The 24,421-nt window shown below is 68.9% G+C and carries 21 protein-coding genes, 5 tRNA genes and 1 riboswitch; of the genes, 14 read left to right on the forward strand and 12 right to left on the reverse strand.

Annotation, left to right across the window (positions count from 1 at the left end; translation table 11 throughout):
- Positions 1-381 precede the first annotated feature (381 nt).
- Complete coding sequence (locus AB0J16_RS59025; protein WP_358558013.1) at positions 382-1,086, reverse strand: TetR/AcrR family transcriptional regulator; 705 nt, start codon at positions 1,084-1,086, stop codon at positions 382-384.
- A gap of 376 nt (positions 1,087-1,462) precedes the next feature.
- Here AB0J16_RS59025 and AB0J16_RS59030 point away from each other — a divergent pair, with 376 nt between their 5' ends.
- Both AB0J16_RS59030 and AB0J16_RS59035 read left to right on the forward strand, forming a co-directional pair.
- A complete protein-coding gene (locus AB0J16_RS59030) occupies positions 1,463-2,536 on the forward strand; it encodes a medium chain dehydrogenase/reductase family protein (RefSeq protein ID WP_358558016.1) in 1,074 nt (357 codons plus the stop codon).
- A gap of 55 nt (positions 2,537-2,591) precedes the next feature.
- Positions 2,592-2,780, forward strand: coding sequence for a hypothetical protein (locus AB0J16_RS59035; protein WP_358558019.1), 189 nt, complete (start codon positions 2,592-2,594; stop codon positions 2,778-2,780).
- A gap of 191 nt (positions 2,781-2,971) precedes the next feature.
- Here the strand turns inward: AB0J16_RS59035 and AB0J16_RS59040 are convergent.
- The 6 genes from AB0J16_RS59040 to AB0J16_RS59065 form a co-directional block, all read right to left on the reverse strand.
- Positions 2,972-3,046, reverse strand: a tRNA-Val gene (locus AB0J16_RS59040).
- A 22-nt stretch (positions 3,047-3,068) separates the two neighbouring features.
- Positions 3,069-3,140 (reverse strand) — tRNA-Gly (locus AB0J16_RS59045).
- Positions 3,141-3,194: 54 nt separating this feature from the next.
- Positions 3,195-3,265: transfer RNA gene (locus tag AB0J16_RS59050), tRNA-Cys, on the reverse strand.
- Positions 3,266-3,281: 16 nt separating this feature from the next.
- A tRNA-Gly gene (locus tag AB0J16_RS59055) sits at positions 3,282-3,353 on the reverse strand.
- 134 nt (positions 3,354-3,487) lie between these two features.
- Positions 3,488-4,909: a peptidoglycan recognition family protein gene (locus AB0J16_RS59060; RefSeq protein WP_358558022.1), complete on the reverse strand. Its 1,422-nt coding sequence runs from the start codon at positions 4,907-4,909 to the stop codon at positions 3,488-3,490.
- Between the two features lie 1,409 nt (positions 4,910-6,318).
- Positions 6,319-6,933, reverse strand: coding sequence for a TetR/AcrR family transcriptional regulator (locus tag AB0J16_RS59065; RefSeq protein WP_358558024.1), 615 nt, complete (start codon positions 6,931-6,933; stop codon positions 6,319-6,321).
- Positions 6,934-6,990: 57 nt separating this feature from the next.
- Between AB0J16_RS59065 and AB0J16_RS59070 the strand changes: the two genes are divergently transcribed.
- The 9 genes from AB0J16_RS59070 (at position 6,991) to AB0J16_RS59110 (ending at position 17,413) form a co-directional block, all read left to right on the forward strand.
- On the forward strand, positions 6,991-7,797 hold the full coding sequence (locus AB0J16_RS59070) for an ABC transporter ATP-binding protein (RefSeq protein ID WP_358558027.1): 807 nt from the start codon (positions 6,991-6,993) through the stop codon (positions 7,795-7,797).
- Positions 7,787-8,527, forward strand: coding sequence for an ABC transporter permease (locus AB0J16_RS59075; RefSeq protein ID WP_358558030.1), 741 nt, complete (start codon positions 7,787-7,789; stop codon positions 8,525-8,527). Before AB0J16_RS59070 ends, AB0J16_RS59075 begins: the two co-directional genes overlap by 11 nt.
- A 68-nt stretch (positions 8,528-8,595) precedes the next feature.
- Entirely contained in the window at positions 8,596-8,871 is a 276-nt protein-coding gene (locus AB0J16_RS59080) for a hypothetical protein (protein WP_225289808.1), read from the forward strand.
- Positions 8,872-8,919: 48 nt separating this feature from the next.
- Positions 8,920-10,740, forward strand: coding sequence for a glutamine--fructose-6-phosphate transaminase (isomerizing) (gene glmS, locus AB0J16_RS59085; protein ID WP_357643043.1), 1,821 nt, complete (start codon positions 8,920-8,922; stop codon positions 10,738-10,740).
- Positions 10,741-10,813: 73 nt separating this feature from the next.
- Complete coding sequence (locus AB0J16_RS59090; protein ID WP_358558033.1) at positions 10,814-11,581, forward strand: SAM-dependent methyltransferase; 768 nt, start codon at positions 10,814-10,816, stop codon at positions 11,579-11,581.
- 105 nt (positions 11,582-11,686) lie between these two features.
- Positions 11,687-12,652, forward strand: a complete 966-nt coding sequence (locus tag AB0J16_RS59095; protein WP_358558036.1) for a tripartite tricarboxylate transporter substrate-binding protein — start codon at positions 11,687-11,689, stop codon at positions 12,650-12,652.
- Positions 12,653-12,656: 4 nt separating this feature from the next.
- Positions 12,657-12,851: riboswitch (cobalamin riboswitch) on the forward strand.
- Between the two features lie 127 nt (positions 12,852-12,978).
- Positions 12,979-15,294: a ribonucleoside-diphosphate reductase subunit alpha gene (locus AB0J16_RS59100; RefSeq protein WP_358558039.1), complete on the forward strand. Its 2,316-nt coding sequence runs from the start codon at positions 12,979-12,981 to the stop codon at positions 15,292-15,294.
- Between the two features lie 25 nt (positions 15,295-15,319).
- Complete coding sequence (locus AB0J16_RS59105; RefSeq protein WP_358558042.1) at positions 15,320-16,315, forward strand: ribonucleotide-diphosphate reductase subunit beta; 996 nt, start codon at positions 15,320-15,322, stop codon at positions 16,313-16,315.
- A gap of 12 nt (positions 16,316-16,327) precedes the next feature.
- Complete coding sequence (locus tag AB0J16_RS59110) at positions 16,328-17,413, forward strand: mechanosensitive ion channel domain-containing protein (protein ID WP_358558045.1); 1,086 nt, start codon at positions 16,328-16,330, stop codon at positions 17,411-17,413.
- A gap of 3 nt (positions 17,414-17,416) precedes the next feature.
- Here AB0J16_RS59110 and AB0J16_RS59115 read toward each other — a convergent pair whose 3' ends face one another.
- On the reverse strand, positions 17,417-18,289 hold the full coding sequence (locus AB0J16_RS59115; protein ID WP_358558048.1) for an EamA family transporter: 873 nt from the start codon (positions 18,287-18,289) through the stop codon (positions 17,417-17,419).
- Positions 18,290-18,373: 84 nt separating this feature from the next.
- Here AB0J16_RS59115 and AB0J16_RS59120 point away from each other — a divergent pair, with 84 nt between their 5' ends.
- Positions 18,374-18,970, forward strand: coding sequence for a CGNR zinc finger domain-containing protein (locus AB0J16_RS59120; RefSeq protein WP_358558051.1), 597 nt, complete (start codon positions 18,374-18,376; stop codon positions 18,968-18,970).
- A gap of 118 nt (positions 18,971-19,088) precedes the next feature.
- Positions 19,089-21,416 carry an FHA domain-containing protein gene (locus AB0J16_RS59125; protein ID WP_358558054.1) on the forward strand — a complete coding sequence of 776 codons (2,328 nt, stop codon included), beginning with the start codon at positions 19,089-19,091 and terminating at the stop codon, positions 21,414-21,416.
- Positions 21,417-21,452: 36 nt separating this feature from the next.
- On the opposite strand, the gene AB0J16_RS59130 is transcribed toward AB0J16_RS59125, so the two are convergent.
- From AB0J16_RS59130 to AB0J16_RS59140, 3 genes are read right to left on the reverse strand one after another with little or no spacing between them, the layout of a single operon-like run.
- On the reverse strand, positions 21,453-22,265 hold the full coding sequence (locus AB0J16_RS59130; protein ID WP_358558057.1) for a cytochrome c biogenesis CcdA family protein: 813 nt from the start codon (positions 22,263-22,265) through the stop codon (positions 21,453-21,455).
- Positions 22,262-23,005, reverse strand: coding sequence for a thioredoxin domain-containing protein (locus AB0J16_RS59135; RefSeq protein WP_358558060.1), 744 nt, complete (start codon positions 23,003-23,005; stop codon positions 22,262-22,264). Before AB0J16_RS59135 ends, AB0J16_RS59130 begins: the two co-directional genes overlap by 4 nt.
- 53 nt (positions 23,006-23,058) lie before the next feature.
- Complete coding sequence (locus tag AB0J16_RS59140) at positions 23,059-23,457, reverse strand: YciI family protein (protein WP_358558063.1); 399 nt, start codon at positions 23,455-23,457, stop codon at positions 23,059-23,061.
- A gap of 406 nt (positions 23,458-23,863) precedes the next feature.
- On the opposite strand from AB0J16_RS59140, the gene AB0J16_RS59145 reads away from it, so the two are divergent.
- Positions 23,864-23,937, forward strand: a tRNA-Leu gene (locus AB0J16_RS59145).
- A 156-nt stretch (positions 23,938-24,093) separates the two neighbouring features.
- On the opposite strand, the gene AB0J16_RS59150 is transcribed toward AB0J16_RS59145, so the two are convergent.
- Positions 24,094-24,414: a hypothetical protein gene (locus tag AB0J16_RS59150; RefSeq protein ID WP_358558066.1), complete on the reverse strand. Its 321-nt coding sequence runs from the start codon at positions 24,412-24,414 to the stop codon at positions 24,094-24,096.
- Between the last annotated feature and the right edge of the window lie 7 nt (positions 24,415-24,421).

The following is a 24,421-nucleotide window of genomic DNA, read 5'->3' on the forward strand; positions in this document are numbered from 1 at the left end:
CGGAGATCGGGGACTTCCCGGCGGGAAGCCGCACTGGGGACCTGCGGGCCGGGCGGCACTTGATCGTGTTCTGAAGGGCGTTTGACGCACACTTCTTGAACTTGTTCTCGATCTCGGTTGACGGCCACGCCCCAGCCCACCTTGGCGGGCTCATCGATCACCACGCGTGGTGGGGATGCCAAGGCCCACGGCCGCACGTCGCCCGTGGCCCCGATCGAATCGGCGGATCCTCGGCGCCAGCCAGGCTGACCTTCAGCCCTTCGACCTCGCCGAGCCAGCCTTCGCGCTCGGCCTCAGCGATGCGGGCGAGGAGGTTGGCCCGGATCTCTTCGACGCGGGCGCGTTGGACCGGGTCCGGCCTGAGAAACGGGCCGCAGGCTCTTACGCGACTCCCGTTGGGGCCAGTTGCTGGAGGGCGCCGTCGATCTCGAGGCGGATCAGCCGCTGGGCGTCGAGGGGGTGGTTGTCGAGCATTCCGGTGAGTTCGAGGCTCACGATCCCGTGGACTCGGGTCCAGATGAGGATGGCGGCACTGGCGACGCGGGGACTGATGTCCGGCCGTCCCTGTATACGGGCCCATGACCGTAGCTGCCCGTCCAGGGTTTGGTCGCCGTCGGCGCTCTCCGTCGGTGAGCTGCCCGCCGTGGCGACCAGCAGGTCGATGAGCAGCGCCATCGCGTGATCCAGCGGGGTCCGGGTGCCGGCCTCGCCGGGCAGGTCGGCGGTCCGCTCGCCGAACAGCATCCCGTAACGCCGTGGGTGTCGCAGCGCCCAGTCTCGGTATGCGGCGACCAGTAGCCGCACCCGCGTGTGTGGCGCCCGTCTGCCGCCGGCCACGGCCTGACTCATCGCCGCCAGCAGTTGCTCGTATGCCAGGGTTGTCAGGTGCGCCATCAGCGCGTCGCGCGACGGGAAATAGCGGTAGACCGCGGGCGCGGACATTCCCATGCTTCGTGCCAGCGCTGCGATCGAGAGCGCGTGTATGCCGTCCGCGTCGATGATCTCGAACGAGGCGTCCCTGATCTCCTGGAGCGTCTGTGTTCGCAGTCGTTCACGCCGATTCATCGCCTGCGGCTCGTTACTCATCATCGCAGTGTAACGACCGTGCGATTGCTGATGGATAGGCATGCTTGCAACGGAGAATAACGGAATTTACGCATGGTCACGCCCGCCGTGGCGGTACGCGCGCCGGGCGGTGGGCGCGGCGGTACAGACTGCCTTCCGGGGTCGCCAGGATCGGCGCCGCCAACGGCACGGAGGTCCTCGCCATGAGCTCTGGAGGGCCTTGTCTTCCATCGCGCTTGTCTTCCATCGCGCGCTCGGGCCGCTCCGTCGGGTCTGGTCGGGCGCCGAACGCGGCCACGGGCGCCTCGCTAGTTATTGGTTGACGCAGTTCGACGCACAGGTGCATAGTTACGGTCATTAACTGTGCGATGCATGATTGCGAACCCAGGAGCCGACTATGACAGGGACGAACCCAGCCGCCGAGGCGACGGTGACCACCACCGAGGTGGTCCTGCCGGGCAAGGTCGAAGCGTCGGGACTGCGGCTGGTCCAGCGGGTGCTGCCGCAGCCCGCAGCCGGTCAAGTCATGGTGCGCGTCGAGTCGACCGCCGTGTCGTTCGCCGAGAGCGCGATGCGCCGGGGCCGCTACTACGGCCAGCCCAAGTTCCCGTTCGTGCCCGGTTACGATCTCGTCGGCATCGTCGAATCCGCCGGGCCTGGCGTGGATCCCGCGCTGGTCGGCCGGCGGGTCGCCGCGCTGACCAAGACCGGCGCCTGGGCCACAGTTGTCCTGCTGGCGGCTGCCGAACTGGTCGAGGTGCCCGACGGAATCGCCGCCGACGAGGCCCAGACGCTGGTCGTCAACGGGATAACGGCCTACCAGATGCTGCATGGCCGGGCGAAGGTACGGGCTGGGCAGACGGTGCTCGTGCTGGGTGCCAGTGGCGGTGTGGGCAGCATCCTGGTGCAACTCGCCCGGCAGGCGGGCGCTCGGGTGATCGGCACGGCCAGTCCGCGGCATCACGAGGCGCTCAAGGCGCTGGGGGCGGAGCCGATCGACTATCGCGACCCCGACCTGGCGGCCAGAGTGCGGAAGCTGGCCCCCGGCGGCGTGGACGCTGTGTTCGACCACCTCGGCGGCGCGAGCGTCGACCTTTCGTACCGGCTGCTCAGCCACACAGGGACGCTCGTCTCGTACAGCATCGCGAGCAAACTTGACGACAAGAGTCCCGTGTTGCTCAGCTTCCTGGTGCTGCTGAGCAAGCTCGCGTTCTGGAACTACCTGCCCACTGGCAGGCACGCGAGCTTTTACGACATCTGGGCGGGCGCCGGCAAGCCTGGCTCGGCCAAGCGCGAGGCGTTCCTGGCCCGCACGCGTACCGATCTCTCGCACGTCTTCGGGCTGCTGCGCGACGGCAGGCTCACCGCCAAGATCGCCGCTCGTTTCCCGCTCACCGAGGTGGCCGCCGCCATGGAGCTGTCCGAGTCCGCCAACCGCACCGCACTCGGCAAGATCATCCTCGTTCCCTGAGCGTCAGCCGGTAGCGGCGAAGGCTGCTCCGGCGGTGGTCGGCGCCGGCGGTGTCGTGCTGGGCATCGTGGGAATCGCGGCCGCGCTGATCTGGCTGGCGACTTTCGGGATGATGCCGCCGGAAATCGCCGAACGTGTCGCCGTGTACGCCTTCATGCGGTGGCAGCTCGGTTTCGGCGGCTATCTTCTGCATGTCACCCCAGCCGCTGCTGCTCCGGCGATCCTCGGCGACCGGAGCAGATAGCGGCCGGTCCGAACCCTCGGGGGATCAGCGTCGATACCTGTGATCGAGTCTCACGCGTGGCCGACGGCACCCCATCGCCGCCGGTGCTGATAGCAGCCATGATCGACCCAGAACGACAAGAAGCCCCAGAATCCCGGCATGTGCCGTGATCTAGGGCTTAACTCAAGTCGAACCCGAACTGTTGTGGAGCCTGGTGGACGATACTGGGATTGAACCAGTGACCTCTTCCGTGTCAGGGAAGCGCTCTCCCGCTGAGCTAATCGTCCTTATCGAGTTACTTGAACTCCGAGCGGAAGACGGGATTCGAACCCGCGACCCTCACCTTGGCAAGGTGATGCTCTACCACTGAGCCACTTCCGCGTGGTGCCACACTTAACTTTAGCGGACCCGGGAGGGTCCGCTGTCCAGCGACCGAGGTGGAGACGGGATTTGAACCCGTGTAGACGGCTTTGCAGGCCGCTGCCTCGCCTCTCGGCCACTCCACCAGGAGATTGAACTCCGAGCGGAAGACGGGATTCGAACCCGCGACCCTCACCTTGGCAAGGTGATGCTCTACCACTGAGCCACTTCCGCGTGTTTCCGGCGACGTACCGGCCACGGGAAAACCATATCGCCTTCGGGGAGTGCCCGTGTGCGGTGAGCGGGTGTGGAGGCGAGATTCAGCGGGTCACGTGACGGGTGGGGTTTGGTGGGTGAGGTCTGGTGGGTTATGTGGTGGGTGGAGTTCGGCGAGTTGCATGGGCGGGTGAGGGGCGGTGGGCTACGCGGGCGGGTGGGGGTCGGTGGGTCACGTGGATGGGTGGGGTTCGGTGGGTCACACGGACGTCCTTGGCCATGACGAACATGACGCGGTGGCCGAACTGGATCTGGTGGTAGCGGTCCTTGCCCGTGACGGTGACGTGGTTGGCCGGGTTGAAGGAGTTCGTCGCGTGGTACGAGCCGGGCAGCGTGAGGCCGAGCGAGTAGTACTGGCCGGGGTGCATGACGTAGTCGAGCGGGGTTGAGGGCTGGTAGGCGACGGTGCTGCGGTAGGCGGATTTTTCGGGGTAGGCGCGGCCGTACACCCTGACGTGTTTCCCGCGGGGGGTGACGAGCGGGCCTCGCGCCGGGATGGCGGTGGGGGCGGCGGCGGGGTTGTAGAACCAGGCCTTGCCGCCCAGATACCAGATTGCCGTCCAGTCACCCTTCCGGGCCGCCACCGCGTATCGCTGGCCGGCCGAGGCGCGGGCGCTGTGGTCGTAGACGCTGTACGTGCTGGGCTTGCCGACGCGTTTGCCGATGTCGTCCACGAGGGGGGCGTCCTCGCGCGGTTCTGTTCGCAGAAAGACCGCTGAGGCGCCGTGCGGGGAACAGGACCCGGTGGTTTTGGCGGACTTGGTGGGCTTAGCGGACTTGACCGGCTCGGTGGGCTTGGCGGACTTGGCAGGTTCGGTGGGGTTGACAGACTTGGTGGTATTGGCGGGCTCTGCTGCCTCGTTGTCCTCGGTGGTTCCGGTGGTTCCGGTGGTTCCAGTGGTTCGGCTGGTTCCGGTTGTTCCGGTGGGCTTGGCGGTGCAGCCGGTGAAATGCGGTTGGTTGGTTTCGTAGGTGGGGCGGATGATGATTGATGTGCCCTTCTTGGCCTTTTGGAGTGGGCTGCCCATCAGGTCGAAATAGTGTGCCCAGTCCCAGTACGGTCCCGGGTCCTCGTGCATGGACGGGAGCGTTTCGGGGCTCGGGCCAGGGACGTTGTCGTGGCCGAGGATGTGGGCGCGGTCGAGGGGGATGTGGTGTTTGGCGGCCAGATATTTCACCAGTTTGGCTGACGAACGGTACATCGCCTCCGTGTACCAGGTGCCGCCGCTGGCCAGGTAGCCCTCGTGTTCGATGCCGATGGAGCGGGAGTTGATATCCCAGTTGCCCGCATGCCAGGCGATGTCCTTTGTACGTACGTGCTGGGCGACATGTCCGTCGCTGGAGCGGATCGTGTAGTGCCAGCTCACGTATTCCGGGTCGCTAACCATCGACGGGACGCCTTCGTAGGTGCCCTCGGTGTCGTGGATCACGATGTAGTCGATGCGTCTCGGCCCGTTCAGGGTGTCGTGGTTGCCGTAGTCGCCCTTGCCGGTGCGTTTGTAGGCGGCGGGCATCCACTCGCAGGCCAGTGAGGCAGGGCATTCGACGTTCGCCGTGTTCGGGGCTGGGAGTGCCGGATGGCTCGTGCCCGTTCCAGGTGCCGGCGGTTGGTCTCCTGGGGTCGCAGGTTGCGCTTGGTCGACGACAGGTTGTGCCACGTTGGGCTGGGGTTGTGCCACGTCGGTCGTGGCCGGGGCCGTGGCCGGGGCCGAGGTCAGGGCCGGGGCCGGGAGCGGGGCCGGGAGCGGGGCCGGGATTGGGAATGGGGGTGGGTAGTGGGCGTCGGTGATTTCGGATGACGCCGAGGAGCCTCCAGCGGTCTTCGGTGAGGTTGAGGGGTGTCCGCTCGCGACACGTGCTGCTGTCACATGGGTTGCGCTGGGGCCGAGCGTGGTTAGACCCGACAGAGCGCTGAGGCGGGCCGCTGGGCGAAGGGGGGCTGCTGGCGTGAGTCGGGTTGCTGGGCCGAGGCGGGCTGGTGGGCCGAGGCGGGCTGGTAGGTGGAGGTGAGCGGTTGGGTGGAGGTGAGCGGTTGGGTGGAGGTGAGTGGCTGGGTGGAGGTGAGTGGCTGGGTGGAGGTGAGTGGCTGGGTGGAGGTGAGTGGCGGGGCTGGGGCGGGTTGGTGGGTGGTGCTTGGCCGCTGGGTGGGGGTCGGTTACTGGGTGGAGGCGAGCAGTTGAGGTGAGGCGGCCGGGTGGGTGGAGATGGGTCGGTGGGCGGAGGGTGGGGATGGCTGCCAGTCGTACCGGCTGGCCGTCGTCTGTGCGGCGGGTGGCTCCGGCGCGGATCACCGCGAACACCTCGTCGGCGAAGGCGCGGGCCGCGTTCGGGTCGTGCGCGCCCGAGTAGCGGGCGACCGCGTCGTACCAGTCGGCGGGGTTCGCGCTGGGGCGTCGCTGGTAGGACGCGAGCAGGGCGGCACCGCCGCGGATGTTGGCGGCGGGATCGGCGCGCAGTCGCGCGGGCGCCAGTCCGGTGAGGCGCTCCGCGAGCCACAGCGTCGCCTCCCGGGCGGACGGCCCGTCATGCACGCTTCCAGGAGCGCCCGGCGCCTCCACGAGGCGGGTACTTCCGGCTGCGCCCGGCGTGTCCACGAGGTGCATGGGGCCGTAGCCGCCGGCCACGCTAGGTGCTCCGCTGTTCGCGTTCCACCTGGACTCCAGGTACGACACACCCAGCAGCACGCTCTCCGGCACCCCGAACTCCCGCGCCGCCGCCGCGAAATCGCCCTGGCGGCTCGCGTCAGTCCGATGCCCCACGCCGCCCAGGTCCGGCAGGTCTGGCAGTACGGGCAGTCCGGGCATGGCGACGGTGGACGCGGTGAGACCGACGACGACCCACAGCAACATGAGGACCCCCACACGGCGGAACAGAATGCGACGGTGAAAACACCGAGCGTAACCATGTCGCCGAAAGAGATGGGTCAGGCGGGGCGGATGGCGCGGACGAGGTCTGCGAGGTCGGCGGCGAATTCCGCGTCAAGGTCGGCCGGCGCGTCGAGGTAGGGCATCAGTCGCTGATGCGCGGGGAAGTCGCCCCGGGCCCGGCGTGAGCGGACGTCGTGACCGGCCGCCGAGAAGCGCCCGTTCGCCTCGGACGTCGCGAAGCCGAGCACGAACGTGCTGACCATGCGCTCGATCCGCGGCACCTCCGCGTCGGGCACCCCCGCGTCGATCAGTGCCTGGTAGATCCAGTCCACCACCCGCACCGCGTCGGGCGTGACCGACGGCCGGGCGAACAGCAGCGGGAAGACGCTGGGATGCTCCCTGGCCAGCCTCCTGGTGGCCCAGGCGAACGCGCTCAGTCGCTGATCCCACGGATCTCCGGGCGGGCTCTCCGGAAGGGTTGTCAGCAGGCGGCCGACGAGCCCGTCCAGCAGTTCATCCTTGTTGCGGAAATATCCGTAAAGGGCCATGGGTGTCAGGCCGATGCGTTCGGCGACCGCTCGCATGGTCAGGGCGTCGAGTCCGCGTTCGTCGGCGATCGCGAGGGCGGCGTCGAGGATCTCCGGTTGCCGCTCGGTCTTGAGTTTCCGCACTGCCTCAGTCTACGGTGTAGAGCAGTCTACAAGGTAGACCGATGAGGAGCGGGAGACATGCTCAAGGTGACGGGACTGGTCAAGAGCTTCAATGGGGTGGCCGCGCTGGACGGCTTCTGCCTGGAAGTGGCGCCGGGAGAGATCGCAGGGCTGGTCGGGCACAACGGCGCCGGCAAGACGACCTTCTTCGAGATCGCCTCGGGGCTCATCGCTCCCGAGTCGGGAAATGTGGTGATCGACGGGCGGCTGGGCATCGCGCCGCAGCAGCTCGCGCTCTACCCGAGCGTCACCGTCCGTGAGACTCTGCGTTTCTTCGGCGGCCTGGCCGGGCTGCGCCGCCAGGCGCTCAAGCGGGCCATCGACCGGATCGCCGAGGAGATGCTGCTGACGAACGAGCTCGACCGGCGGGTGAGCGTACTGTCCGGCGGCCAGCAGCGCCGCACCCAGGCCGCCACCGCGCTGGTCGCCGACCCCGCCGTCCTGCTGCTCGACGAGCCGACGGTCGGCGCCGACCCCGAGACGCGAGCCGCCCTGCTCGCGGCCGTCCGCCGCCGGGCCGAGTGCGGCGCCACGGTCGTGTACGCCACCCACTACCTGCCCGAACTGACCGAGTTGGCCGCCACGATCGCGGTCGCGAAGAGCGGCAGGGTGATCGCCAGAGGCACCGGCGAGGAGCTGCTCAAGGGCCTGCCGGGTGAGGTGCGGGTGATCCTCGACAACGACGAGGAGCTGGCCGTCACCACGGCCGACCCGACGGCCACGCTCGCCGAGCTGCTGCGCGGCCTCGACCGGCCGGTACGCGGCATCGACATCCGCCAGCCGTCGCTCGACGACCTCTACAAGGAGCTGGCCCATGTCGCGTGACTCGCTCCATCGCATCGCGGTGCTGGTCGGGCACAACGTGCTGCTGCGCAGGCGCGACCCCGCTCACCTGGTCAGCTACCTGGTGATGCCGATGGTGCTCATGCTGGTCTTCAAGTCCATGCTCGGCCAGCCCGCGCAGGTGGTGACCGGGCTGCTGGTGATGTTCTCGGTGCTGTCGATGGCCGATGTGGCCACCGCCGTGCTGACCGAGCGCGTCTGGCACACCTGGGATCGGATCAGGGCGACTCAGGCGCGCCTGCCCGAGCTGATCATCGGCAAGACCCTGCCGGTCTTCGCCATCCTGGCCGTCCAGCAGGTTGTCCTGCTGGTCTATGGGGTCCTCGCGGTGGGCATGCGGCCCGCAGGGCCGCTCTGGCCGCTCGGGCTGGCCGTCGCCGCGTGGTGCTTCGCCCTGCTCGGCGTGGGTACGGCGCTCGCCGCGGTGGTAGGCAGCCATGGCGAGCTCAGCACGCTCTGCAACATCGGCGCCCTGTCGGTCAGCGCGCTGGGCGGGGCGCTGGTGCCGTACGCGCTGATGCCGTCATGGGCGCAGGCCATCGCGCCCGTCTCCCCGGGCTACTGGGCGACGACCATGCTGCAGGCCGCCGTGAGCGGCGACATGGCCGCCACGGTGGGCCCCGCGGCCGTCCTCGTCGCCCTCGGTGCGCTGGCCGGAGCCTTCGCCTGCCGCCGTCTCGGTAGAGGATGGGGTCGGTCGACCGTGCTTTAGCTAATATCCTGCCCGATTTCGGGCAGAATATTAGCGTGTCGCATCCCAGCTGCGTAGTGTCCTCGTCTGTGTCCCTGGCACGGCATCCCTACGAAGACCTCGTCGCCCACCTCGTCAGGACCAGTGGTCTCGGTCCCGGTGAGGCGGCGCGCGTGGTGGCCGACGTGCTGTCGTACTTCTCCGAGCCGGTCGAGGAGTTCGTACGGCGGCGTCACGGGGAGCTGAAGTCTCGCGGTCTGACCAACGACGAGATCTTCCCCAGGGTCGCCGCGGAACTGCGCGGGCGCCGGGTGGCGCCGCCGGAGCTGTCGCTCCGGCAACTGCGCAGGATCGTGTACGGATAAAAGCGGACAAAAGCTAAGAAAAGCCCCAAGAGCAGAGGAGAGCGTCGTATGTGCGGAATCGTGGCCTATGTCGGGTCGAAGGATGCGGCGCCCATCCTGCTGGAGGGGCTGCAACGGCTGGAGTACCGAGGCTATGACTCGGCCGGCGTCGTCGTGTCCAACAAGGGGCTCAAGGTACGTAAGGTCAAAGGCCGGGTCGCCGACCTGGCGAAGGTCGTACCCCCCAGGTTCAAGGGCGCCCTCGGCATCGGTCACACGCGGTGGGCCACGCACGGCGTGCCCAGCGACGTCAACGCGCACCCGCACCTGTCGTCCGATGAGCGGATCGCGGTCGTGCACAACGGCATCATCGAGAACGCCGACGAACTGCGCGCCAAGCTGACCGCCGACGGGGCGGAGTTCGTCTCCGAGACCGACACCGAGGTCCTCGCGCACCTGATCGCCCGTACGGTCGAGGAGACCGACACGCTGGAGGAGGCCGTACGCAAGGCGCTCAAGAGCATCGTCGGCACGTACGGCATCGCGGTCGTCGACGGTGAGCGGCCCGGCGAGGTGGTCGTGGCCCGCAACGGCAGCCCGATCGTGCTCGGCATCGGCGAGAAGGAGATGTTCGCCGCCTCCGACGTGGCCGCGCTCGTCCGCTACACCCGCCAGGTCGTGCACCTGGAGGACGGCGAGCTGGCCGTGCTCAAGGCCGACGGGTTCCACACCTTCGCCAGCGACGCGCGCGAGACCGCCAAGGAGCCGCTGACCGTCGACTGGGACGCCGGGCACTACGACACCGGCGGCTACGAGCACTACCTGCTCAAGGAGATCTCCGAGCAGCCCGACACGGTCTCGCGCACCATGAGCGGCCGCCTCGACGAGCGCTTCCACATCGCCCACCTGGGCGGCCTGAACATGGACGCCCGCGAGACCCGCTCCTTCCGCCGGGTGAAGATCATCGGCTGTGGCTCCGCCTACTACTCGGGCCAGATCGGCGCGCAGCTCATCGAGGAGCTGGCCCGTATCCCGGCCGACGCCGAGCCGGCCAGCGAGTTCCGCTACCGCAACCCGGTCGTCGACCCCGACACGCTCTACGTCGCGATCAGCCAGTCGGGCGAGACCTACGACACGCTCGCGGCCGTACAGGAGCTCAAGCGCAAGGGCGGCCGGGTCATCGGCATCGTCAACGCGGTTGGCAGCGCCATCGCCCGCGAGGTCGACGGCGGCGTCTACCTGCACGCCGGGCCCGAGGTCTCGGTCGCCTCGACCAAGGCGTTCACCTCGACGTCGCTGGCGTTCGCGCTGCTCGCGCTGCACTTCGGCCGGGTGCACGACCTCTCGCCCGCCGACGGCCGCCGCGTCTGCGAGGGCCTGCGCAGGCTGCCCGGCCAGATCGAGGAGATCCTGGCGCAGGGCGACAAGATCGCCGAGCTGGCGAAGAAGTACGCGAACTATCCGAGCATGATGTTCGTCGGCCGGGTCCGCGGTTATCCGGTGGCCCGCGAAGGCGCGCAGAAGCTCAAGGAGATCTCGTACGTCCACGCCGAGGCCTATCCGGCCAGCGAGCTCAAGCACGGGCCGCTCGCGCTCATCGGCCCCGAGATGCCGACGGTGGCGATCGTCCCCGACGACGAACTGCTCGACAAGAACCTCACCACGCTCGGCGAGATCCGCGCCCGCGGCGGCAAGGTGCTCATGGTGGGCCACCGCGAACCCGACGCCAAGCTGGCCGATGACGTCATCGTGGTGCCGAAGAACGAGATCGAGCTGGACCCGATCCTGCTCACGATCCCGCTGCAGCTGCTGGCCTACCACGCCGCCGTGGCGCTCGAGCGCGATGTGGATAAGCCACGCAACTTGGCTAAGAGCGTCACAGTCGAGTAACTGCTTCGACACGGCGGCCACAATAGGCACATAGCCCGCGATAAGTGGACCGGCAGGACTTAAGATCGAAACTGTGCCCGAGTTTCATGGCCAACCGCCAAATCTCGCACGAATGTACGATTACATGCTCGGCGGCACAGACAACTACGCCGTCGACCGCGAGGCGATCGACCGGCTTGCGGCGCTGATCCCGCAAGCCGTCCTGCTGGCGCGTGCCAACCGGGCCTTCCTCCAGCGCGCGGTCCGCCACCTGGCGGGCGCGGGCGTCCGCCAGTTCCTCGATCTGGGCAGCGGGCTGCCGACCCAGGGCAACGTGCACGAGGTGGCGCCGGAGGCGAAAGTCGTCTACGTCGATCGCGACCCGGTCGTCGCCACCCACGCCAGGGCGCTGCTGGAGGGGGCGGGCCGGGCCGTCTTCGTCCAGGCCGATCTGCTCGACCCCGACGAGGTGCTGGCGCAGGCGTCCCGCTTCCTGGACATGAACGAGCCGGTGGGCGTGCTGCTGGTCTCGATCCTGCACTTCATCCCGGACGCCCGCGACCCGGGCAAGATGGTGACCAGGCTGCGCGAGGCGGTGGCGCCCGGCAGCTACCTGGTGCTCACCCACGCGACCTCGCGGGGACGTTTCGACGAGGGCGCCACGCCCCTCCACCGGCCCACGTCGGCAGGGGCCGGCACCGACCGGACGCCGAGGGAGATCCGGGCGTTCTTCGGGGACTTCGAGCTGGTCGAGCCGGGCCTGGTGCACGCCCCCGACTGGCGTCCCGATCGGCCCAGGCTGGTCAGCGAGCCCTCGCTGCCGTCGTACCTGCTCGTCGGTGTGGGCGAGAAAACTTCATAGTTCTTCCCGACTTTTCGTGATCCCTGATAATGACAACCCTGATGTGTAACAGTGCGTTAAGTGTCAGTGACCTGGGGTAGTTATGGGGTGCGAGGGGAGGACGCCATGCGCCGACGGGGGTTCTTCGCGCTCGGCCTGGCGGTGGCGGCCTGCGCGACAGGATGTGGCACGGAGGGGAGCCTCGGCGGACGCGCCGTCAACGCGGCCGGCCTCTCGGGCCGGTTCGCGATCGTCCCCGGCGCCGGACGCTGGGCCCGCGTCGCCAAGGCGCTCGTCAAAACCGCCCGCGACGCCGGTTTCCCGGTCTCCGGCACGCCGCCCGTCACCCGGATCACCGTCACCGGGTTGCCCGCGCTGGCCGCGACCGAGCTCAACAACGGGCTGTCGCTGCTCGACACCGCCACGCCGCTGGCCCGGCTCACCGGCCAGATCGAGGTGGTGGTGGTGCCCGCTCACTCCAAGTTCACCACCTTCGACCAGTTCGGCGCGCAGCTGGTGGCCCACCCCGACCGCACACCGCTGACGGGCGGACCGCAGGGCGAGCCCGACCACCTGCTGTTCGGGCTGATCGCCAAGGGCCTCGGCGCCGACACCCGGCAGGTCGACTACACCGGCTTTCCCGGCAGCGTGGAGGCCGCGGCCGCGCTTCTCGGTGGCAAGGCCGCCGCGGCGACCGGCACGCTCGCGGACTGGCGCCGTGCCATCGGCAAGGGCCAGGTCAGGGTGCTGGCCGTCTCCAGCGCGCGCCGGGTGGACGGCGTGGAGGCGCCGAGCCTGCTGGAGTGCGGCGTGCGGGTCGACTTCGCCGACTGGTGCGCGGCCGTGGGGCCCGAGGGGATGTCCGAGGACGGCAAGGCCGTCGCCATCCGGCTCTGCGACGAGGTCACGGAGTCCGCCTCCTGGCGGGCGGCCTGCCGGGCGGAGGGATGGACCTCGATCCCGCTCAGCGGCGACGACTTCGAACAATGGCTGGCCTCGGAGATCGGCAGGACCAGGGCCGTGCTCCGCGATCTGGGCATGCTCGACACCGCTGACACAACATGCTGGGGTAGTTGCGCCAAGGGCCACTAGATGTAGGATTCTGCTCGTCGCTGGTTCGCCCCTCGGGGCGGAGCAAAAGGGAACCCGGTGCGATTCCGGGGCTGCCCCGCAGCGGTGAGCGGGAACGACCGCCGTCACGAGCACTGGACCTTTCCGGGAAGCGACGGCCAGTAGGAACTATCGACCATGCCCGCGAGCCCGAAGACCTGCCGGTGACGTTGGGGGAGCCAGCCGGCTCTGCCCATCGAAGTGTCCATGGCCTCGAGGGAGGGCCGGGGGCGTCGGCGGCCGGGGAGTCCAGGGGCCGTCGTGCTCTCACGCGCCCTCACGGGGATGAGCTCGCGAGGAGAGAGCACGTGACGCAGATCATTGAGGCCGATCACCAGCCGGCCACGGTCGATCACCAGCCGGCCACGGTCGATCACCAGCCGGCCACGGTCGACCAGCAGCCGGCCACCGTCGGCCGGCAGTCGGCGACGGTCGATCGGCAGTCGGCCACCGCCAAAAGCGCCGATCGGCGGCTGGCGATCGAGGAGGCCGCCGCCCGGGTGATCACCGATCCGGCCAACTCCCGGATCGCCGCCCGGCTCCTGGCCGAGGAGATCGCCGACGAGGCGGCCGGGCACGGCGTGCGGACCTTTTCCGAGTCCATCGCCGCCAGCCACGCCGCCGGGCTGATCCAGGACTCGCTCGCCGCCTTCGTCGGCGCGCACGCCGCCGAGCTCGACGCGCTCGTCTCCGGCGACGCGGACGACCGCTTCGAGTACTTCGGGTTGCGTACGGTCTACGACCGCTACCTGCTGCGGCACCCGCGGTCGCGGACCGTGCTCGAACGGCCGCAGCACTTCCTGCTCCGCGTGGCCTGCGGGCTGTCGGAGACGGTCGCCGAGGCCGCCGAGCTGTACGGCCTCATGTCCACACTGTCGTACCTGCCGAGCTCACCGACGCTGTTCAACTCCGGTTCGCGCCGGCCGCAGCTGTCGTCGTGCTTCCTGCTCGACTCGCCGCGCGACGAGCTGGAGTCGATCTACGACCGCTACGGGCAGGTGGCCAGGCTGTCGAAGTACGCCGGGGGCATCGGCATCGCGTGGACCCGGGTGCGCTCGCGTGGATCCCTCATCAAGGGCACCAACGGGCACTCCAACGGCATCGTGCCCTGGCTGCGTACGCTCGACTCCTCCGTCGCCGCCGTCAACCAGGGCGGTCGCCGCAAGGGCGCGGCCTGTGTCTACCTGGAGACCTGGCACGCCGATATCGAGGAGTTCCTGGAGCTGCGCGACAACACGGGCGAGGACGCCCGGCGTACGCACAACCTCAACCTGGCCAACTGGGTGCCGGACGAGTTCATGCGGCGGGTGGAGGCCGACGAGGTCTGGTCGCTGTTCGACCCCAAGGAGGTCCCCGACCTCACCGACCTGTACGGCGAGGCGTTCACCCGCGCCTACCGCGCCTACGAGGCCGACGGCCGCTACACCCGGCAACTGCCCGCCCGGACCCTCTACGGCCGGATGATGCGCACCCTCGCCCAGACCGGCAACGGCTGGATGACGTTCAAGGACGCCGCCAACCGCACCTCCAACCAGACGGCCCGGCCCGAGAACGTCATCCACCTGTCCAACCTGTGCACCGAGATCCTCGAGGTCACCAGCGACGGCGAGACGGCGGTATGCAACCTCGGCTCGATCAACCTCGCCGCCCACCTGACCGGCGAAGGCGTCGACTGGGCCCGGCTGCGCACGACCGTCCGTACGGCCGTACGTTTCCTGGACCGGACCATCGACCTGGGCTTCTACCCGACCACTGAGGCCGAGGCGGCCAACAAGCGCTGGCGGCCGATCGGGCTCGGCGTGATGGGCCTGGCCGACGTCTTCTTCGCGCTCCGGCTGCCGTTCGACTCGCCCGAGGCGCTGGGGCTGTCGACCCGCGTCGCCGAGGAGATCGCCCTGGCCGCCTACGACACCTCCGCCGACCTGGCCGTCGAGCGCGGCCGGCATCCGTCGTACGAGGAGACCAGGGCGGCGGGCGGCGTCCTGCACCCCGACCACTACGGCGCCGCCGCGTCGCCGCGCTGGGCCGAGCTGCGCGCGAAGATCGCCACGACCGGGCTGCGCAACTCGCTGATGGTCGCCATCGCCCCGACCGCGACCATCGCCTCCATCGCCGGGTGCTACGAGTGCATCGAGCCACAGGTGTCCAACGTGTTCAAGCGCGAGACGCTGTCGGGGGAGTTCCTCCAGGTCAACCGCTACCTGGTGGCCGACCTGCAGGCTCGCGGGTTGTGGACGCAGCGGATGCGCGACGACCTCAAGCGGGCGGACGGCTCGGTCCAGGAGATCGCGGGCATCCCCGACGACCTCAAGACCTTGTACCGGACGGCCTGGGAGCTGCCGCAGAAGGCGCTCATCGACCTGGCCGCGGCACGTCAGCCGTACATCGACCAGTCGCAGTCGCTCAACCTGTTCATGGCCAGCCCGACGATCGGCAAGCTGTCGTCGATGTACGCCTATGCCTGGAAGCAGGGCCTGAAGACCACCTACTACCTGCGCTCGCGCCCGGCCACCCGGATCGCCCAGACGACGATCGCCCAGACCACGACCGCGCAGACGACGATCGCGCTCGACGCCGTCGCCTGCTCCTTGGAGAACCCGGAAACCTGCGAAGCCTGCCAGTAGCAGCCCCCTCGAACGGAGACCCCCAATGCTGCTCGACCCCGGCATGGACCTGACCCTGCGTCCCATGCGTTACCCGGACTTCTACGAGCGTTATCGCGCCGCGATCCGCAACACCTGGACCGTCGAGGAGGTGGACCTGCACTCCGACCTCGCCGACCTGGCCAGGATGACGCCGCAGGAACGCCACCTGATCAACCGGCTGGTCGCCTTCTTCGCCACCGGCGACTCCATCGTGGCCAACAACCTCGTGCTCAACCTCTATCAGCACGTCAACGCCCCCGAAGCGCGCCTGTACCTCAGCAGGCAGCTGTTCGAGGAGGCCGTGCACGTGCAGTTCTACCTGACGCTGCTCGATACGTACCTGCCTGACCTGGAGGAACGGGTCAAGGCGTTCGCCGCCGTCGAGCACATCCCGTCCATCAGGGACAAGGCGGACTTCTGCTTCCGGTGGATCGACTCGATCAACGGCCTGCGGCAGCTGGAGAACGCGGACGAGCGGCGGCAGTTCCTGCTCAACCTGATCTGCTTCGCCGCCTGCATCGAAGGGCTCTTCTTCTACGGAGCGTTCGCCTACGTATACTGGTTCCGGTCTCGGGGCCTGCTCGGCGGGCTGGCCACCGGCACCAACTGGGTGTTCCGTGATGAGTCCATGCACATGGAGTTCGCCTTCAGCGTCGTCGACACCGTGCGGGCCGAGGAGCCCGAGCTGTTCGACGACAAGCTGGGGGAGCAGGTCACCCGCATGATCGAGGAGGCCGTCGCCGCCGAGTTGGCCTTCGCCCGCGATCTGTGCGGCGACGGCATGCCCGGCATGAGCGTCGAGCAGATGCGCGACTACCTTCAATATGTCGCCGACCAGCGGCTGGCTCGGCTCGGGATGCCGCAGAGATACGGCACGGCCAATCCGTTCGGGTTCATGGAGCTGCAGGACGTCCAGGAGCTGGCCAACTTCTTCGAACGGCGTGTCTCCGCATACCAAGTGGCTGTTGAGGGCAATGTGACATTTGACGAGACCTTTTAAGACATAGGGGGCATGAACGTGCAGTCGCCGACCGACTGGCTCATTCTCGCCATCTCGGTGGCGGGCGCCATTCTCGTGGTGGAGGTGGTCAGGAGGCTGCTGGTCAGGGCGGGCCGCAAATGGGCGCTCGCCCGGCACCTGGTGGAGCACTGCACCTGGGCGGCGTACTCCGTGGGGGTCGTGGTGGCGACCAACCTGGTGTTCTCGCCGGGGATGATCGGCGAGAGCGTCCGCCAACGCGAGCTCGGCGGCACGATCGACCGCGTGCTCGGCCTGGTCACCATCGCCTGCGTCACCTGGCTGATCGTGCAGGCCAGTTATGCCCTCACCGACGTCGTCCTGGACCGGCTGGTCCTCGTCAAGGGGGAGCGCAATCGCCGGGCACGGCGGATCATGACCCAGATCGGGCTGGTCCGCCGCGTCGCCGCCGTGACCATCGTCGTCCTGGCGATCGGCACCATGCTCTTCTCCTTCCCGCAGGTCCGCGCCCTGGGCGCCGGGCTGCTCGCCTCGGCGGGCATCGCCGGCGCCATCGTCGGTATCGCCGCCCAGCCCACCATCGGCAACATGCTGGCCGGGCTCCAGCTCGCCTTCAGCGACGCGCTCCGCCTCGACGACGTGGTCGTGGTCAACGACGAGTGGGGCCGGATCGAGGAGCTCACGCTCACCTACGTGGTGGTACGCCTGTGGGACGAGCGGCGTCTGGTCCTGCCCGTGTCCTACTTCACCCAGAACCCGTTCGAGAACTGGACCAGGCACGGCAGCCAGGTCCTCGCCGTGGTGTTCCTGCGCGTCGACTGGTCGATACCGATCGGCAAGCTGCGCGAAGAGCTCTACCGGTTCATCCAGGAGAGCCCCCTGTGGGATCAGAAGGACTGGACGCTCCAGGTCACCGACGTGCTGCCGAACGGGCTGGTCGAGCTGCGGGCGCTGATGAGCGCCGCCGACTCGCCCTCCGCCTGGGACCTCAAGTGCGACGTACGCGAACATCTCGTGACCTACATCAGGGAGAACTTCCCCGAGTCCCTGCCCCGCTTCCGCATCGAGACCCCGGAGACCCGCGCGGGGGTGCCGTGGACCAGCTCCCTGCCGGGCTGAGGCTCAGCGCCGGTTGGCCAGCAGCACTCCGGCGCCGCCGACCAGCAGGCCCGCGACGGCCAGCGGGTGCAGCGACTGCCCGACGAGGAGCCACGCCATCACCGCGGTGACCGACGGGGTGAGGAAGAACATCGTGCTCACCCGGCTCGCGGGCGCGTTCTTCAGCATCGTGTTGAGCAGCAGGAACGCGCCGATCGAGTTGACCAGCACCAGCCAGCCCACGGCGCCGGAGAAGGCGCCCCAGTCCGTCACCCGCGGCGTCTCGAACGCCAGCGAGGCCAGCCCCACCAGCGGCGCGCCGACCAGGAACTGCGTCGCGGTGCCCGTCCGCACGTCCATGTCCGCGGCGAACCGCTTCTGGTAGATCGTGCCCAGGCTCAACCCCAGCAGCCCGACCACGCAGAACGCCACCCCGGCCAGCGAGAAGCTCAACCGGTCCGCCACCGCCAGCCCCACCCCGGCCGCGCCGAGCCCGAAGCCCACCCACTGGCGCGGGCTCACCCGCTCGCCCAGCAGTCGCCCTGCCACGAGCGCGATCACCACCGGGTTGAGACCCTGGACCAACGCCACGACCGCGGCGGGCACGTGCAGGCCGATCGCGGAGTAGAACGCGCCGAACTGCACCGCCTGGACCAGGACCCCGGACACCACCACGTGCGCCAGCCGCCGGCCGCGCGGCCACGGCGCCCGCACGACCAGCGCGAACGCGCCGAGCAACAGCCCCGCCAGCGCGAACCTGGCGAACGTCAGCAGCAGCGGCGGCGCCGACCCGACGCCGATCACCCCCGCGATGAAGGCACTGCTCCACATCACCACGAACAGGGACGGCATGAGGGCCGGCGCCTTGCTCCTGGTCTCCACAACGCTGACCGCCACGGCACACCCTCCATAACCCCTTAATCCGGTTATGTCACTGTTCCGTGCTCTCGCATAACCTGTCAACATGGTTACTATGGAGGTGTGACGAGCTTCACCTTCATCAGCGGCAATCTGGGGCTCGACCTGGCGGGCACCCTGCAACACCGCCGGGCGGACCGGCGTGACCTGCTGCGCGAGCCGGCGGACCTGGCGCGGTGGACGGTCGAGGCGGGCATTCTCGACGTGCCGCCAGTGGTCGGCGCCGCCGATCTCGCGGCGGGGAAGACGCTGCGGGAGGCCATCTACCGGCTGGCGCTCTATCGGCTGGCGGCGGGGGACGCCATGGACCGGCTCGGCGGGGCCGTTGACCGGCCCGCTGTCGATGGGGCCGGGGTGGCGGCGGATGATCGGCTGCTGGTCAACCGGGTCGCCACCGGGCCGCCGGCGTCCGTGCTGCTGAACGACGCCGGGCGGGTCGAGCGCTCGGGGGATCTCGCCGCCGCCCTCTCCACGGTCGCCAGGGAGGCGGTCCAGCTGCTCGGGGGGCCGCGGGCCGTACAGATCAAGGAATGCGGGGGAGAGGTGTGCACCCGCCTGTACGTCGACACCTCGCGCGGGTCGTCGCGGCGCTGGTGCGACATGCACGAGTGCGGCAACCGCGCCAAGGCGGCGGGCTTCCGCGCCCGGCAGCGGGCGTGACCTGTACGGCCGGTCAGCCGTAGGCTCCCGTTTCGGGGATCCTGTCTACGGTGAACCATTTGAGGCTCGACGGAGAGTCACTCACGTCACCTCTCGTTCCTGTGGGAAAGGCGGTCACGTGACGCAGCTTGTCGTCGAAGGCCATGACGCATCGGTGACCCTCGATCCGGGGCGTTCGTACCGGTTAGGCCGTGATCCGGGGTCGGATGTGGTCATCGACGCCGATCACGTCTCGCGTACGCATGCCATGCTGCGCTTCGAGGGCGGTCAGTGGATCCTGGAGGACTCGGGCAGCAGCAACGGCACGTACGTGAGCGGCCACCGCGTCCAGCGGGTCATCGTCGGTCCGGGAACCAGGATCGGCCTCGGGCACCCGTCGGAGGGCGGGCTCGTCAGCTTCCGTACCGTCTCCGAAGACGGAGGCGGCGCACCCGAGATCCAGCCGACACCTACGGTCCGCTTCCCGCACAGCGGGCAGTGGCGGGCGCCGGCCGCCGTCAGGAGTCTCGACGGCGCGCGGGTCGTACGCATCGGCCGGGCTCCCGAGAACGATGTGGTGGTCAGCGATCTGCGGGTATCGCGCCAGCACGCCGAGCTCCGGATCGCCGGCGGCGTCCACGAGATCGTCGACGTGGGGAGCCGCTTCGGAACGTACGTCAACGGCCGGCTCGTTCAGCGGGCCCGCGTCTCCCCGGACGATCTCATCGGCATCGGGACGTCGACGTTCCAGCTCGTGGGCGACACCCTCATGGAGTACGCCGACACCGGCGAGGTCTGCCTCCAGGCGCACGGACTCACGGTCACCGTCGGGGGCGGCAAGGTGCTCCTGGACCATGTGTCGTTCCCGGTCGGCGAGAAGTGCCTGCTGGCGATCATCGGCCCCAGCGGCTCGGGCAAGTCCACCCTGCTGCGCGCGCTCACCGGGCTGCGCCCCGCCGACCAGGGCATGGTCACCTACGACGGGCGCGATCTCTACCGCGACTACGCCGAGCTGCGTTCACGGATCGGTCTCGTGCCGCAGGACGACATCCTGCACAGCCAGCTCACCGTGCGCCGCGCCCTCATTTACGCCGCGGAATTACGCTTCCCCGACGACACCAGGCAGCACGAGCGGAAGGCGCGCGTCGACGAGGTCCTCCAGCAGCTCGGGCTCGAAAATCGGAAGAACAACCGCATCTCCTCGCTGTCCGGCGGCCAGCGCAAGCGGGTCAGCGTCGCACTGGAGTTGCTGACCAAGCCGTCTTTGCTGTTCCTCGACGAGCCGACCTCCGGTCTGGACCCGGGGCTGGACAAATCGGTGATGCAGATGCTGCGGGGTCTGGCCGACGACGGCCGCACTGTCGCCGTCGTCACCCACAGCGTCGCCAATCTGGATATCTGTGACCGGCTTCTGGTGATGGCGCCGGGCGGGAAGATCGCCTACTTCGGTCCGCCCGAGGAGGCGCTGCCGTTCCTCGGCTTCACCGACTGGGCGGACGTCTTCCTGGCCTTCGACGACGCGACCAAGGACTGGGCCGGCGAGTACGCGCGGTCGTCGGCGCATCAGACGTACATCGCGGCCGACATGATCGAGCCGGTTTCGACGGGACGTCCCGTACAGCGAGAGATCCCGCCGAAACCGCAGAGCTGGCCCGAGCAGCTGAGTACGCTGGTGCGCCGCTACTGCCGGGGCATCGTGGCGGACCGGCTGTTCCTCGGCATCACCATCGCCCTGCCGATCGTGATGGGCCTGCTGGCCCGCGTCGTCCCGACCGGTGACCTGATGGGCCGGCCGAACAGCAACGGCAACGCGGCGAACCTGCTGTTGATCCTGTGCATCGGCGGCTGTCTCACCGGCGCCGCGAACTCGGTGCGCGAACTGGTCAAGGAACGCGCCATCTATCAACGAGAACGGGCGGTCGGGCTGTCCAGATCGGCCTACCTCTGCTCCAAGCTGCTCGTGCTCGGCCTGATCACTGTGGCACAGGGCGTCGTGTTGACCTATGTGGCGATGCTGAATGTCGCGACGTACGACAAGGGAGTGTTCACCGCGCCGATGATCGAGCTCTCGCTCGCCGTCGCGCTGTTGTCGTTCACCGCGATGACCGTGGGCCTGCTCATCTCCGCGCTGGCCAAGACCAGCGAGATGACCATGCCGCTGCTCGTGCTCGTCACCCTCATTCAGCTGGTCTTCTGCGGGGCGCTGGTGCACCTGGACGGCAAGCCGGTGATGGAGCAGATCTCCTGGCTCGTACCGGCCCGCTGGGCGCTGGCCGCGCTGGCGGGCACGCTCGACGTAGGGCAGCTCATCCCGCACGTCCAGGATCCGCCGGACCCCCTGTGGAGCCAGGACTTCGGCACCTGGTTCCTGGACATGAGCGTCCTGGCCATCCTCGCGGTCGTCTGCGCCTTCCTGGTCGCCCGTATGCTGCGCCGCCATGAGCCGGCGGTGATGCGCGGCAAGTGATCCATCGCCGACCGTCGCACGTTTTGAGCGTGACCGTCAGCGGCGTCTGAGACGCCACGCGGTGACGGCGGCCACGGCAAGCGCCGCGATCCCGACGACGAGCAGGTCCGGCAGTACGTCCTGGGCGGCCGCCGCGAGGTCCTCCAGCCCGGCTTCCCAGGATTCGGGGATCGGCAGGGCCAGCCCGCGGGTGCCGTCGGAGAGCAGGAACAGCACCCCGAGCCCGCCGAAGACCAGCCCGGACAGCAGCGAGGTGGTGTGCACCCGCAGCCGTCCCAGCCGCAGTCCGCGACCGCGCAGCCAGCGCCGGCCGCCGAGGTCGTAGCGCTGCCACAGGCCCGCGAGCAGGAACAACGGGGCCGCCATGCCCGCCGCGTAGACGGCCAGCAGCACCGCTCCGCGCAGCCCGTCGCCGGAGGCCGCCGCGACCGTGAGCACCGCCCCCAGCACCGGCCCCGCGCAGAACCCCGCCAGCCCGGACACCGCCCCCAGAACCAGCACGGCTCCGGCCGAGTCACCTCGAACGTGCCCCTTCAGCCGCTCCAGCGGCCCGATCGTCCAGCCCCGACCGGCCACCTGCAGCACGCCCAGCCCGATCAGCGCCCAGCCGGCGACCGTGACCAGGAGCTCCTGATGGCCGTAGAACAGGCGGCTGACCTGCGCCGACCCCATCCCCAGCGGTACCAGCACGGCGCACAGCCCCACGTAGAACAGCAGGGTGCGGCCGGCCAACCGGCGGCGGCCCGGGAACGCGTAGGCGAAGAACGCCGGGATCAGCAGCGCCCCACACGGGCTGACCAGCGAGAACAGCCCGCCCAGGAACGCGGCGGCATAGCCGATACCGCTCATCCGCCGCGGCGGGCCTTCTCGATGGCCTTCTCGAACGCGGCCACCGGCTGGGCGCCGAACAGCACCTCACCGTTGATCAGGAACGCGGGCGTGCCGGGCAGGCCGAGCTCGGTCGCGAAGCCGAGGTCGCCGTCCACGACCCGGCGTACGGCCTCGTCGCGGCGGTCGGCGTCGAATCTGCCCAGGTCAAGCCCGATCTTGGCGGCCACGGAGCGCAGGTCGGCGTCGGTGAGCCGGGGCCGCTCGCCCGCGTACAGGGAGTCGTGGAACTCCCAGAACCGGCCCTGCCGGGACGCGGCGCGGGCGGCGAGGGCGGCGCGTACGGAGTCGCGTCCCCTGATCGGGTAGTCGCGCCAGAACATCCGCACGATGCCGGTGTCGAGGTAGCGGCTCTTCAGCACGGGCTCTATTCGCTGGGCGAATCGGCGGCAGTTGGGACACTTGAAGTCGCCGAACTCGACGATCGTGACCGGCGCCTGCGCCGAGCCCTTGGACAGGTTCGGGTCGACGGGTGGCGGAGTCGGCCCTTCCCAGACCTGCACCGAACTCGTCGGGGTGGGCTTGGCGGTCGCTTCGGGCCCACTGGTGGGACCTGCCGCAGTGGGCGAACCGGCCGTGGCTCGTCCGGCGGGCTCGTCCTGGTTCGCCAGCGCGGCGACCGCCAGCACGGCCACCACGGCGGCACCGGCCAGCGAGCCGAGCAGCACCCGGCGGCGCGGGGCCGGGGATTCCTTGGTCACCTTCAGCATCATCCCAGCCCGCCGTCACCCACGCCGCTGGTTCCTCCTACAGCTCAAGGCCTCCCACAGCTCAAGGCCCGCTGCAGCTCAAGCACCTTCATGTCGAAGATCGGCCGCACCTCCACCTCGTTGAAGGCCGCGTCGGGTACCTTCGCGGCCAGCTCCACCGCCCGTTCCTCGCTGTCGCACTCGATCAGGTAGAACCCGGCCAAATGCTCCTTGACCTCGGCGAACGGCCCATCGCTCGTCATCGTCCTGCCTTCGCGTACCGAGACCCGCTTGGCCGTCGACACATCGGCCAGCCCCTCCGAAACGATCAGCTCGCCGGACGCGGCCAGCTCCTCGGTGAAGGACATATGGCCGCGCCCGAAGTTCATGCGCTGCTCGTCGTTCAGCGTCTCCCAGACCGCCCTGCTCGTCGGGTTGCTGTAGATCAGGATGAGGTACTTCACCGGTGGCCTCCATACGGTCGCGTCCGCGTCGATACCCAATATGTCGGTCCCCAATAGGTCGAAGCCGTCCGCGCGGCCTCGACATCCCGGCGGAAAATACGTGGCACCCGTCGCGATCATCCGGCTAACGTGGACAGCGTCCACCACGACAGGAAGGCAGCGCAGTGACCTACGCGAAGTCCCTCGAACTGCTTCCTGAGCTCCTGGGTCCGGATTCCGGGTGATCCCTCGCAAAGAGAGGACGCCGCCCGGAAGCCTTCCGAGGCGGCTTTTTTCATCTCACGGACGACGGCCCACGGAACAAGGGGCCGCGGGCATCGGTCTGGCCGACGGGAATGGCGCCCCCCGGCTGGATACAGCCCCAGCCCCGGGCTCGGACCACGCCAGCCGAGCCCGGGGCTAACAAGCCGCTCTGGCCCAACTGGCAGAGGCGCCGCCTTCAGGAGGCGGAGGTTCAGGGTTCGACTCCCTGAGGCGACTCGAACCAATTGCACACCACTTCACCGTCGCCGCGAAGTTCCCGTTGGGACAGGGGTGAATGGTGGAGCCGAGCATTCTTGCGGTGCGAAACATCCAGCGGTCGACCATCGGCGGGGTTGTGCTGTTGGCCGGGATCGCGGCCATCGCCTCTTTCCGTCATATGCATGAACTGTGCGTGCGCCATGGTGAAGTTCGCCTGGGGCCGATCAGGTGCCGGCACGGGTGAGCGGCATGCTCAGCGCGTGCCATCGTGTACGCCTGGCCGCCGATGGTGAGGGCGATGATCGCGTCACCGGCGAGGCTGTTGATCAGGTTGCTGCCGAGCAGGTTCTCGACGAGCAGGTCGCTGTAGCCGCGGCGTTGAGCCTGGATGGAGGTGACCAGCTTGGGCAGCGAGGTGCCGAGCGCGATCAGGGTGAATCCCACGATCTGTAGTGATATGCCCACCCGGATGGCCAGCTCGGAGGCATTGGCCACGAGTAGC

It is taken from the genome of Nonomuraea sp. NPDC049750 (assembly GCF_040659625.1).
GTDB lineage: Bacteria > Actinomycetota > Actinomycetes > Streptosporangiales > Streptosporangiaceae > Nonomuraea.